7 protein-coding genes and 1 pseudogene are annotated in these 12,150 nt (G+C 58.8%); all 8 read left to right on the top strand.

Annotation, left to right across the window (positions count from 1 at the left end):
* A partial coding sequence (locus IF809_RS36795; protein WP_462839936.1) for an ABC transporter permease occupies positions 1 to 406 on the top strand: 406 nt, incomplete at its 5' end.
* A gap of 310 nt (positions 407 to 716) precedes the next feature.
* Complete coding sequence (locus tag IF809_RS36790; protein ID WP_441258738.1) at positions 717 to 1,793, top strand: DUF6786 family protein; 1,077 nt, start codon at positions 717 to 719, stop codon at positions 1,791 to 1,793.
* Between the two features lie 95 nt (positions 1,794 to 1,888).
* Positions 1,889 to 2,484 (top strand): annotated as a pseudogene (locus IF809_RS36785) (transposase); the annotation flags it as partial.
* Between the two features lie 832 nt (positions 2,485 to 3,316).
* A complete protein-coding gene (locus IF809_RS36780) occupies positions 3,317 to 3,571 on the top strand; it encodes a hypothetical protein (protein WP_441258739.1) in 255 nt (84 codons plus the stop codon).
* A complete protein-coding gene (locus IF809_RS36775; protein ID WP_441261197.1) occupies positions 3,571 to 4,341 on the top strand; it encodes an SDR family oxidoreductase in 771 nt (256 codons plus the stop codon). Before IF809_RS36780 ends, IF809_RS36775 begins: the two co-directional genes overlap by 1 nt.
* A 93-nt stretch (positions 4,342 to 4,434) precedes the next feature.
* Positions 4,435 to 6,303: a glycoside hydrolase family 36 protein gene (locus IF809_RS36770; RefSeq protein ID WP_441258740.1), complete on the top strand. Its 1,869-nt coding sequence runs from the start codon at positions 4,435 to 4,437 to the stop codon at positions 6,301 to 6,303.
* 84 nt (positions 6,304 to 6,387) lie between these two features.
* Positions 6,388 to 7,428: a mannonate dehydratase gene (locus IF809_RS36765; RefSeq protein WP_441258741.1), complete on the top strand. Its 1,041-nt coding sequence runs from the start codon at positions 6,388 to 6,390 to the stop codon at positions 7,426 to 7,428.
* A gap of 305 nt (positions 7,429 to 7,733) precedes the next feature.
* Positions 7,734 to 10,226 (top strand): CaiB/BaiF CoA-transferase family protein, encoded by a 2,493-nt coding sequence (locus IF809_RS36760; RefSeq protein WP_441258742.1) that lies wholly within the window; start codon positions 7,734 to 7,736, stop codon positions 10,224 to 10,226.
* The last annotated feature ends 1,924 nt before the right edge of the window (positions 10,227 to 12,150 follow it).

The raw sequence follows: 12,150 nt of genomic DNA, 5'->3' as shown, positions 1-12,150 counted from the left end.
GCTGATCCTAGCGCATACCACGCTGGCTACGCCCTTTGTCGTCATCGCCGTGACCGCGACCCTGATGGGTTTCGACCACTCGCTCACCCGCGCAGCCGCCGGTCTCGGCGCCCCACCAATCACGGTCTTCTTCAACATCATCCTGCCGCTCATTCTACCCGGACTGACCTCCGGTGCGCTCTTCGCTTTCATTACTTCCTTCGATGAAGTGGTCGTCGCTCTTTTCGTCGCCAGCGCCGGACAGCGTACCCTGCCCAGAGTCATGTTTTCTGGAATCCGCGAGGAGATCAATCCGACCATTATTGCCGCCGCCACAGTGCTGATCCTGTTCTCAATCACCATGCTGACCACTGTTGAGCTGCTGCGCCGGCGCTCGCAGCGGTTGCGTGGGATCCGCAACAGTTGAAGGTTCCGGCCGTAGCTATTCTCGCCCCGTTTCGAGCGCGACGGTTCTTACCCTCAGTTTCACCATCCAGATTTCAGGGGTGTTAACGACCGATACGGCTTCGAACCCATGGAGTTGGAACGCAAGACGAAAGGAGATGCACCCCGCTGACTATTCAGGAGGAGAGAGAAAAGGTCCAACTCGGTTCTTCAGTCTAGTCGGTCGAGTCGTCTGTACGGAGTTTCCCGCCCTGCCGGCCAAGGGTCTCGAACTTGCAATTGCTCCGAACATCGTTCCAAGCCACGATTATCCCGCACCGAAGGAGGTCACAATGAGCGATGCAACCTACGCGGACGTCGTCGGCAACCTGCGAGCAGCGGCCGTCCGAGTCCATGAGCTGGAGGCAGACGGCAGAATTGCTGTGACGTTAGCTGCAGGCCGCGTTATTGCGATGGCGTTCTCGGCGGACGGGCCGAATCTGCTCTGGTCACACCCACAGCTCGATGATGTCAACCTCGTCAATAAACCGGACCAGCTCACCGGAGGTCTCGGAGGAGATCGCCTATGGTTCTCGCCGGAACTGACTTATCACTGGGACGGGAAGCCCGACTGGGAGACCTTCGCGAACTATAGGGTGCCCCCACCCACCGACCCTGGAAAGTACGAATTCGTCGGGGGAGATTCGCGCTCAATCACCCTCCGAATGGAAGGAGAGCTGCCGGTGCACGGGGGCGGTTCGTCAGTCGCCTTCCACGTGGAGCGCTCGATCCGTGTCGCCGAACCGCCTCTGTCCCGAGAGCATCGACTGCTGGCCGGAATCGAGTACCTTGGAATCGAGTCCTCGCATATGCTTGAGATTGCCGAGCGCACTCGCCGAGGTGTCATTGACTTGTGGCACTTGCTTCAGATGCCGCCCCGAACGGTATTGGTCGTTCCGATCAAGAAGGCGACCACTCCGCTGGCAAAGCCACTTTCCTACGGGCTACCTGGTGGCTGGGTTGAGAAGCCGGATCACATCATGTGGCGCTATGGCGGAGCGGCCCGGGCGAAATTTGGACTATCGACTATCGCGCTCACCGGACGGTCTGCCGTTTTCCGACAGCTCGCGGACGGACGCTGGTGCATGATCGCACGCGAGTTTCCCGTAGATCGCGCTTCCGCATACTGCGATCATCCCCATCGATCCCCTAGAACCGACCAGGCGTTTCAGGCCTGGGATGGCTTCGGATTCGGGGAGATGGAATTTCACAGTCCGGCACTGGACGCCGAGCATGGACCTCGCATTATCAGAGAATCCGACCGCTTGTGGGCGTTCGCTGGCACCAAGCAATCGATCGCCGCACTTGCTGAACAGTTGCTAGAGGTCGACGTTGAGTACATCCTGAAGCATGAATCGGCCTACGAGTAGACTCACCGAGCATTTTCGTGGGCAGGGTCGCGTTTATCACCGATGGAAGGACTCGAACCCAGTGTCGCAAGGGCGTTGAGGAATTTGTCATAGATCGTCGGAGGCATGCCGATACGTCCGCTAACACAACCTTGCGCACTTATGTGGAGGAGAGACTTGCCGGCGCCGTCGTGGCTCCAAGCGGCGCTTCCGTTCCTCGTCCCGGCGTCGTGGAAGGGCCGCCCGCATGGCCCGCGAAAGGATCGGCGATGGGCCAAGGCCCGGAGCCTGAGCAGATTGCCCGTCGCCTGCCGATCGACTTCCCGGACGACAGACGATGCGCATCAGCCACAAAGCCATCTATCAGTCCCTCTTGGTTCAGGGCCGGGGAGTGTTGCGCCGCGAGCTGACGGCCTGCTTGCGAACAGGATGCGTGATGCAGATGCCCAACGGCGCATAGGTGAACGAGGCAAGAGCTTCGTCTCGCCGGAGATCATGATCAGTCAACGCCCTGCCGAAGCGGCCGATCGAGCAGTGCCGTGACATAGGGAGGGAGACCTCATTTTGGGCCTTGGCGGCGGGCAATCGGCACTTGGTCGAACGCACGACGCGCTTCACGATGCTGCTGCATCTTCCGCGCCTTGCAGGGGACAGCGAAGCGCCGCGTATGAAGAACGGGCCTATACTGGCGGGACACGCGGCCGAAGCCGTGCTGGTCGCTCAGCTCGCAGTCGGCCGCCTTTCGGTCCTGTCCGGTAAGGCGCCTATAGTAAGTTGCACGCGGCAAGCCCGCGAGGCGGCACAAACGCTGCACGTCGGCATAAGAATCTGTTGCCTCCGATGTCATCGTTTTGATGACCTCAATGGCGGGTACGGTGTCGCTTTGCGTTGCCAGCCGCTCGCGCAAGGCTTGCCAAAAAAGATCGAGGTCCATCAGCTGACGGGCCTTCCAGCGCTCGAAATGGGAGATGCGCGCTTTGGCAAGTGCGGAACGCTATCGTTGTACGTCGCTAGCTGCTTCATCTTGCGGGACGCAGCCTTGGGTCCGCACTGGCGGTTCAACCCGTCTGGCCTATCGGCCTTCCACGCCTTGATCCACTCGTGGAGGATCTTGCGAGAAATCCCGAGTTCACGAGCTACGAACGCCATCGCCTCTTTCAACCGCGTGATCTCCTTTATTTTGTAGGTCGTCGGAAACAGACGGTTTTTTACTTATATTGCCATAAGGCGCAGGAGCCCGCGACGATTGCCGTTCGCCAGACTCGCTGCAGTGACCAAGGGCCGGATACAAAATTCGTCGTGGCCTCAATAACCTTTGGAGGCTCCTGGGGACCCGCAAGCCTGATGGACACGTCTAATTGTGCGATGCAAGCATGCGAGCTCACGTTAGCTATTAGTGCTTTGGCCGCGTACATTCAAAAGCTGCGCATTACGCCGTTAGGCGCATAATTTCGAAACTGCTAGGCTTAAATCGGCGAACTTCGCCTTCGGAGATCGCTAATGTGTGCAAAGCGAGAATTACCTTTGGATTGGGTGGGGGAGATTTGCGTAATATCCTAATCGCTGAATCCGCCTTCCCGGCGTTTGACCACCAACAGGCCATCGCGGGGCGCAGCAATGGCTTCTTTTGTTTCGCTGCACCGAGATGTGACGATAAGGTCGCCGCTGGGCTCCCTGGTGGCATCGGACGCGACAATATCGAATTAAACGGGGCGAAGAAGCGGGATATCCCGGTGGGCTATGTGCCGAACGTCGGCGCTGATGAGATCGCGGATGATGCGCTCGGAGGTTCGCGGTGATGCGATTGACGAACAAGACAGCGATAGTAACCGGGGCCGCACAGGGGATCGGCCTTGCTATTGCGCGAAGCTTCGTGGCTGAAGGCGCCCGTGTCGCTTTGGTTGACATCAATGCTCGCTGTGGCCGCGAAGCAACGGAGCAGCTCTCTAGGCAAGGCGCAGAGGTTTGCTTCATCGAAGTCGATGTCGCGAATTCCAAAGCAGTGGACACAATGGTAGTGGAGGTGGCGGATCGCTTGGGATCGCCAAATGTGCTTGTTAATAATGCCGGAGTCGCCGTCTTCAGAGATCCGCTGGAGACGAGCGGAGAAGATTGGCGGCATTGCTTTGCGATTGACCTGGATGGCGTCTGGCACTGCAGCCGTGCCGTGTTGCCTCATCTGCTGAACCATGGGCAGGGCGATATCATCAATATCGCGTCGGTGCATGCTTCTCAAATTATCCCGAAGTGCTTTCCGTATCCCGTCGCCAAGCACGGTGTGCTCGGCCTTACCCGCGCGCTCGCTATTGAATATGCCGATCGCGGCATCCGCGTAAATGCAATTTCTCCGGGATATATCGGGACCGAGATTGTAGAGAATATCTTTGCAAGCGCGCCCGATCCGGAGAGGCTCCGCGCAGAAACGAATGCACTCCACCCGATCAAGCGCATCGGACGCCCAGACGAGGTCGCTTGGACAGCGGTTTTTCTCGCGTCAGACGAGGCGCGATTTTTGACGGCGCAGAACATCGTTATCGATGGCGGACGCTCGATCCTCTTCCATCACTAATGGGATTTCGTCCATAATTCAAAAAAAGGCAGCGGCGATCGATATCGGAAGCCTCATCCCGTCATCCGCCACGCGCCCCCCCCGGAGCTTTCCATGACGTTCGCCCGTCGCCTTGTCGACCACCTTAGCCTGACCACTATCACCGACAACTCTACCGGTCGCGCCCCCTTCGCGCTGCTGCTGTCCAACGTCAGCGATTTGGAGTGGAGAGAGACCGGCCTGGCCGAGAACGGCGATGGGTTCTCCGCCGAGTTTGCGCACCCTAGCGGACTGCGGGCCGAGCTGCGCGCCCGGACCTTTAGCGACTCGCGGGCAGTCGAAGTATCCGGCACAATCCGCAACGCTGGCTCGCGCACCGTCGCTGGCGTCACCGGTTGCGCGACGCTGCAGCTATTCCTACTCGCCGACTCCAGCTGGGGCGCGCCGAAGATGCGGACATGGCGCGGAGGCATGATGGCCACCGCCTTCCCGCCGATTGACTTCGAGCCCGTCAGTCGCCAATTGCTCAAGCCGGTGGGCTACCCGGGAAACTCGGAAGTCTCCACGCACTGCGGCCTTGACGGCCGCAGTTCGTCCGAGAACCTCCCATTCGCGCTGCTGGCCGGGAACGGTACTGGTATCGCGATCGCCGTCGAGTGGTCCGGGGCTTGGTACGTCGACGCGCGCAACGACCCAGAACCGGGTACAGGCCGCGGGTACCCGCTGCGGCTGGAGGCGGGCCTGTGGGGCATCGGACTGGACCTACGTCCCGGACAGACACTGCCGCTGCCCACTGTCCTGCTCGCCCCGTACAGCGGTGATCCGACCGACGGCGGCAATGCCCTGCGGCGGCACATCCGCCGCCATGTGACACCTCGACTTGATGGCGAGGAGGTCGCGCCGATGACCTCGTTCAACCACTGGTTCGCATTCCGGACCGACTTCACCGACGCGCTGTTACGCCCCGCTGTCAAAGCGGCCGGCGCTGCTGGGCTGGAGTACTTCGTGATCGATGCCGGCTGGTTCGCGGGCGGCTTCCCGAAGGGCATCGGTAACTGGCATGAGCCCGACCCGCAACGCTTTCCCGATGGCGTCGCCCCGTTTTCCGAGTACGTGCGCGCACAAGGCATGCGATACGGCACCTGGTTCGAGCCCGAATACGCACATGTAGAAAGCTCCCTATACCGACAGCATCCTGACTGGTTCGTACCCGTGGAGTCGCTCGTGCGGCCGCAGACGTACCGGAACTGGATGAGCAAGCGGACGTGGCCGGCCTTTCACGTTCACGCCAACGACTACCGGATGCTCGACTTTGGCCTTCCCCAGGTGCAGCAGTATTGGGTGGACCGGATCAATGCGGCGTATGCCGATTGGGGGGTGCGCTGGATCCGTTGGGACTTCAATCACCCCTCGCTGTACCGCTGGAACGCGACCCCAGAACCGGGCTGGGCCCAGATCAACCACATCCAAGGCCTCTACACCGTCTTGGACCATCTAATCGAAACGCTCCCCGACCTGGTGATCGAGCAGTGCGCAGCCGGCGGCCATCGGATCGACCTCGGCACCGCCCGGCGCGGCCACACCTTTTGGATGAACGATCACTCAACTGATACCGACACCGTGCGCCGGCTGCAAACACGGCTCAATCAGGTGCTGCCCGGCAACTACGCGAACACCAACCTTTGCCAGCCGCGGCATGACTTCACCGACTACGACTACCTCTCGCACAGCTGCGGCCCGTTCGGGTACAGCGGCCGTCTCTGGGAAGCGACCGATGCCCAGCTGCGCGGCTACGCCGCGGCAATAAAGAATCACAAGGAGTTCCGGCACCTGCTGCTCGGCGACTACCGGTTCGAACTCGCCGACCCCGAGGATCCCACCGCGCACGAGGTGCACACCTGGACGGACGGCGGTCAGCAGCTAGTGATCGAACTGAATGGTGCCAGTGGCTCTCAAACCGCGAGCGCGACCGTCAAAAACTGACGCTGTTCCAAATCCCTGATCGCTAACGGATTTACGCTAACAGCAAGAATAAACGACTCGACACAGATTATATGGAGAAGAATCATGAGCGACCGCCCCCTGAACAACACTGATTACTGGCAGCCTAAGCGGGCCGAACCACGATACGGTCTCGAGCTGCCGGCGAAGGATTTGCGATGGCTAAGTCAGCTCGGGGTCGGTGTGCTCTGGGGGATTGCTACAGCCACGGGTGAAGCAGCAAAAGTTGACAAGGGCTATCTAACGACCGAGCAGCTCCTGCATGTGAAAGAGATATGCGAGGATGCAGGTGTGAAATTGGAGGGGATGAGCCTACCTTCAAGATCACTGTCTCTGCTTGGGAAGCCCGGTCGTGACCTTGAGATCGAAAATACGTGCCGCACGATACGATCAATGGGGGAAGCCGGAGTTCCAGTGGCGTGGTGGACGTTCTTCGCGGACATCTTCTGGGACCACCGGGTCGGTTATTACGAGAGTTTGGGGCGAGGAGGCATGTCAGAGCATGCCTTCGATTTCGAGAGGGTCAGGAATGAACAACCTTTTCCTGAAATCGGCATCGTAAGTGAAAAGGAAATATGGGACCGCCTGACATATTTTGCGAAGCCAGTTATCGAGGCGGCGGAAAAAGCCGGAGTGCGGATGGCATTGCATCCTAGCGATCCTCCCGTTCCGGTCATGCGAGGCGTTGCGCGCCCCTTCACTACGCCGGCCGATTACCTCCGTTTTTTCAAGGAAATACCCAGTGAAGCTAATGGAATGGACCTATGTATCGGCGTGTTCACCGAAATGGCCGGGGTCGATCCAATTGCAGAAATCCACCGCTTCGGACGTATGGGAAAGATTCACATGGCAAGCTTTCGGTCGGTTAAGGGCAAAGTACCGCGATATACCGAAGTCCTCCTCGGCGAAGGAGACGTCAACATGATCCAAGCCATGAAGGCGCTCAAGGAAGTCGGGTTCAATGGATTACTCATGGCCGAGCACGCGCCCGCCCTCGAGGGAGATAATCCCACCACCACAGGCGGCACCGTTGATGGCCATGTCGGATTTTCTTATGAAGCTGGCTACATAGCCGCCGCTGTGCAAGCTGTTAACACGCTGTCATAGACGCGTTAGGCTGGTAACGCCGGCACTAACGTCGTCACCGGGCGTATTTGGTCGTCAGAAATCGATCACCCGTCGATATCACGAGCCGAAGCTGGCGTCGGTCAGCATGTTGGAGGACAAGCACGGCGAGGCTGCGCGAGCTGCTGCGAAGCGCCAGCCGACCTAACGCAGACCTCCATGTTGGCGCCGTGTGGCCGAAGCTACGAAGCTTGTTCACCTTCGGGGATGGAACGACAGTTAACGCGGCCGACCGACTTGCATGACGGCTACAAAACCGCCCCCGCATAACTGATGAAGGTATTACCATGCGTAGTTCAGCCCTTCCTTTTTTCGGGGTAAAGGTCGTTGATTTCGGCCAGTACATCGCCGGCCCGGCGGTGGCAATGATCCTCGCGGATCTTGGGGCTACGGTCGTGCATATCGACCCTCCATTCGGTCCCCTCTGGGATAGCCCGGCCAATGCGACGCTCAATCGAAACAAACTGATTGTCGCGATCGATCTGAAAACTGAGGAGGGCGTATCGCAGGCGCACGCCCTTATCGCGGAGGCGGACGTCGTCGTGGAAAATTTCCGCCCGGGCGTGCTAAGCCGCCTCGGGATCGACTTTGCGGCGCTGCGCAAGGCCCGGCCGGACCTGATCACTGTGTCCATCCCGGGCTTTGCATCCACCGATCAACTCCGTCGCGAGTGGCGCGCCTTCGAATCGGTGATCGCGGCATCCTCGGGCCTGTTTACCGACATGGGGCTGAACCGCGTGCTGATGGGTGTCAATCCGTCGTTTTCACCGCTGCCTCTGGCTTCCGCCTACGGCACGATGCTCGCGGTATCCGCCGCGGTGCTGGCGATTCAGGCGCGCGAGCGCAGCGGGATCGGCGACCAGATCGAGGTGCCTCTTGCATGCGCGGTCTCGGAGGGGCTCGCATACAACTCGATCAGCATCGACGACTGTCCGCTCCGCTACAAGTCGCCAATTGAACGTGAGATTGACCGGCGACGCGAGGCTGGCCTAGCCATGGATCTTTCTTACGAGTCAGTACAGGAACTGATCAATCCGTTTGGCCGCAATTACAAGTGCAAGGACGGGCGGATGTTCTATCTCCTCTGCTCCAGCCAAAAGGAGCATCCCCGGCGATGCTTGCAGGTGCTGGGACTATACGACGAACTGGTAGCCGAGGGACTTGCGGAGGAGGTCAATGTTTATCTTCCAATCCGCGAATGGCGATTCGACGTCTCGCTCGCCGCCTTGCCGAAAGATTGGGTTGACAAGATTGCCGGGCGGATGAAGGCCGCGTTCATGACCCGAACCGCAGAGGAATGGGAGCGAATCTTCGGGGAAGCTCGGATCCCTGCCGCGCCGCAACGTTGGTTGCAAGAATGGATCAGCGACGAGCACGCAGAATGCGCGGGCCTGATGATCGAGGTCGACGATCCCGTATACGGGCGCATGAAGCAACCTGGACCTGTGGTCTGGCTCGAAGAAAGCAGGGAGACAATGCTGAACCCAGCGCCAAGGAAGTGGGTTGCCGTCGACGAGGCCGTCGCAGCACTCTCAGAGATCCCTGCCAGGCCGACTGCACGATCGGCCGAGAGGTTGGTGGGATGGCTCGACGGCGTGCGAATTCTTGACATGAGCAATGTCATCGCTGGTCCGCACTCGACATTCTATCTCGCCCGGTTCGGGGCGAACGTGATCAAGATCGACCCGGCGAGCCCGCTTAACGGCCCCTTGATCACGGTGATCTACGGCATGACGCATATGCGCGGCAAGCGATCGGTGCTGGTGGATATCCGCTCATCCCGTGGACGGGAGGTATTCGAGAGGCTGGTGAAGTCCGTTGATGTCGTCGTCTGGAATGCGCCTGACCGGCAGGTCAAGGACCTAGGGCTCGATTCGGAGAGCCTGAAAACGCTCAATCCGGACGCGATCTTCTGCCAACTCGATTGCTTCGGCGGCGTCCGTCGCGGCCCGCGCAGCGATTATCTCGGCTATGAAAACAATGTCCAGGCGACGAGTGGCCTCATGCTGAGGTCCGGTGGCTCAGCGGAGACACCCGAAGAATACGCGCACGTCGGTACGATTGATGTAATGGGCGGCTTTGGTGCGGCCCTTGGCGTGGCTGCCGCGCTGTACCAGAAAGCTAGGACCGGCCACGCAGGGCGGGCCCGGACATCACTGGCGGCGCTCTCCGGCCTTTTGCAGATGCCGTTTTGCTACGACTACGAAGGGCGTGAACCGTTCGATGAGCCGTCTGGTCTCTATGCCAAGGGCTATGATGCGCTGAGCCAATTGTATGAGACGACCTCCGGCTGGCTCATGCTCAGCGCCTCGGAGCGCGATCTTGTTCGCTTTGCGGATGTCGAGGGGCTTCAAGGCCTTGCATCTGTCTCGAGTGAGGACCGGGTCTCTTTCCTTGCCAAGGCTATCAGAAAGGCTTCGGCGGAGGAATGGCTACTGAGATTTAGTGCAGCCGATATCGGCGCCGCAATCTGTGAGAATATTTCGTCAATTCGGGCGCGAAATTCGGGGCCTGCAGATGGTACTCGGGGTTCCGAACAGGCGAGCTATTCTTTCTCAACATTGCGCGACCACCCGAGCGGTCATGTCGTAACGCAGGTTAATGCATACGCCATCCGCACGACGGTCGGCCAGGTCTATTCGCTGCCCCCTGCGGAAAAATACGGCGCCTCGACGCGGCAGGTTTTGCGGTGGTTGCAATACACGGAAGCTGAAATCAACTCGTTTCTTGCCGCGGGCGTGATAAGCGAAAGCTGGAGTATGGAATATTTGCCTAGCTAAAGGCAGCACTGATTTTTTGTCTTACTTGTAAGCTGCGGTCACCTCTTCGGCCGATGACTCGGTTAATGCATACGATCGGCCGATTTTAGATTTCATTTGGACGCCTCTGACAGACGGTTCGAATCAAACACAAGCAGTCATTGCACGATCGAGATGCTAAACGGGTGGCTACTTTCCAATAGAAGCTCACCGCCGGCGCGCAACTACGTAATGCTAGCAACGCTTCGCCAAGCCTTGGGCTTCCCGCCCCGTCCTTTCGCGCCATATCGGGCCCGGACGAAAAAAGACCGAGAGCGCGTTGGTGGGCCGCAGACCGCCAGCGAAGTCGTCCGGCCTGTACAGGCCGATTGCGCTGTCGAGATCGAGGACTCGCTTACTCAGCGCCGTGGCGTGCTCGACGAGAACGTACGCGCGTCAATCGTCGATGCCTGCTGCGCATCCATCATGGGAGTCAAGAAATGGCGGTCATTGCGCAGCTCGACGGACACAGCGAAGGCAAGCTTGAGAAAGCGGCTCTGGTATTTGCTCTGTCAACGTTCCTATCAGCCGGCCGTACGAGGACCACGCGATCCTGCTCACCAGCAACCGCGGCTCCGGCAAATGCGGTTCGCTCGACCGCGGCACCTGGGTCTATCGTCTCAAAAATGATATCGCCGAGCTTTGACCACGTCTGGCGCGGCACGACCCGTTGAGAAGAACGACTCGAACCATAATTTGTAAGTCGAGGTGCGTTTCTTCGCTCCGTATGGAAAGACCAGTATCGTTTAAAGGGAGGTGTATCGGCTTTTGTCCGTCATTGGCTTACGTCCGCGCCACCGTGCAACAAAGCCTAACATTGTGGGCTGCGTTGGCTCGTCCACATGCACGAGGATAGCGCTTTGCTGGATAGTGATCATTACATTGCCGCTAGATTTACCAGAACAACAGGTTCGTGACGATTCTGAAAGCTGGCCCAAACATTGCGAGCGCCCAAAAGTTCATCGCGTTTCCAAACCGGGCTGAAATCGCTGCCGCCTAGCACGCTGGCCAACGGCTATCCCGGTCTAAATGTGAAATCAACTCAAGTGCCTGCCAGCAGCCATAGTGCCGCAGATTATCATCAATCCAGAGAACGCTGCGAAGATCGTCCGCGAGGACTCTGACTGGTCGCGATGAAACGCCCGGACGGCAAGACGCATGCGGATCACATCCATCGCGTTGGCTGACATGGAAGACAACATGATCTCCATAAACAACGCATGATTGTCGGGAACACTTTCTTCGCGGCGTTTTTTTACGTCCTCGCTGATAGTTTTGAGATTCGCCCGCTAGATTGCGTGTTTCTTGGAATCGCGAAACCCAGCCTATTTGGTACTCCGTGCAAAGCGGGATGGTAGCGTTTCTGTGACAGCTTCAACATTTGTGCTGCGCGTCCCGCCGCCTACCGCAGCAACCGAATTGAGTTTCGCGCGTCGATATGATTTGCGATGATCCAATGAACGCGCAGCTCGAAACGAGACCTCGCTTTAGACGAGCGATGTTGAACCGTGCCTTGAACGCGCCCTTATCATATTCTGGCCATTGCAGCGGAAAGATACGAGCGCTTCACCTGCAATCGTACAACCCTCCATTTGAGACTGGCTACGAGTCGCCATTTCCATCTTCCTAAGGCCAAGATCGCGTGACTGAAGCGACATTAATCATCGCGCTCCGCGGCACTCATGCAGGATTTCGGCTTACCGAGCCTCCACATCAGTCGAATTCGGCCTTCGCAGCCGTTTAATCTTTTCGTGAACGATAAATCTTTCGGGAGGGAAAACGAGTGCGTCATTTTGCTAATCGCGGCCGCCTGATGCAGGCGCGTCGCAGCGGACTCGACGGCGCGCTCAATAGCATGCAATCCATCAAGAATGAACATCGTGGTTTAGTAGGCGGCGGCGCGTTA

The organism is Bradyrhizobium sp. UFLA06-24 (genome assembly GCF_054967145.1).
The sequence above is the reverse complement of the archived record's forward strand: the minus strand, read 5'-3'. Positions and strand labels throughout refer to the sequence as shown.

Bases quoted from the DNA above. Each gene is read 5' to 3' on its own strand.
- IF809_RS36770 (WP_441258740.1), top strand. From the start codon at position 4,435: ATGACGTTCGCCCGTCGCCTTGTCGACCACCTTAGCCTGACCACTATC.
- IF809_RS36765 (WP_441258741.1), top strand. From the start codon at position 6,388: ATGAGCGACCGCCCCCTGAACAACACTGATTACTGGCAGCCTAAGCGG.
- IF809_RS36790 (WP_441258738.1), top strand. From the start codon at position 717: ATGAGCGATGCAACCTACGCGGACGTCGTCGGCAACCTGCGAGCAGCG.
- IF809_RS36775 (WP_441261197.1), top strand. From the start codon at position 3,571: ATGCGATTGACGAACAAGACAGCGATAGTAACCGGGGCCGCACAGGGG.
- IF809_RS36760 (WP_441258742.1), top strand. From the start codon at position 7,734: ATGCGTAGTTCAGCCCTTCCTTTTTTCGGGGTAAAGGTCGTTGATTTC.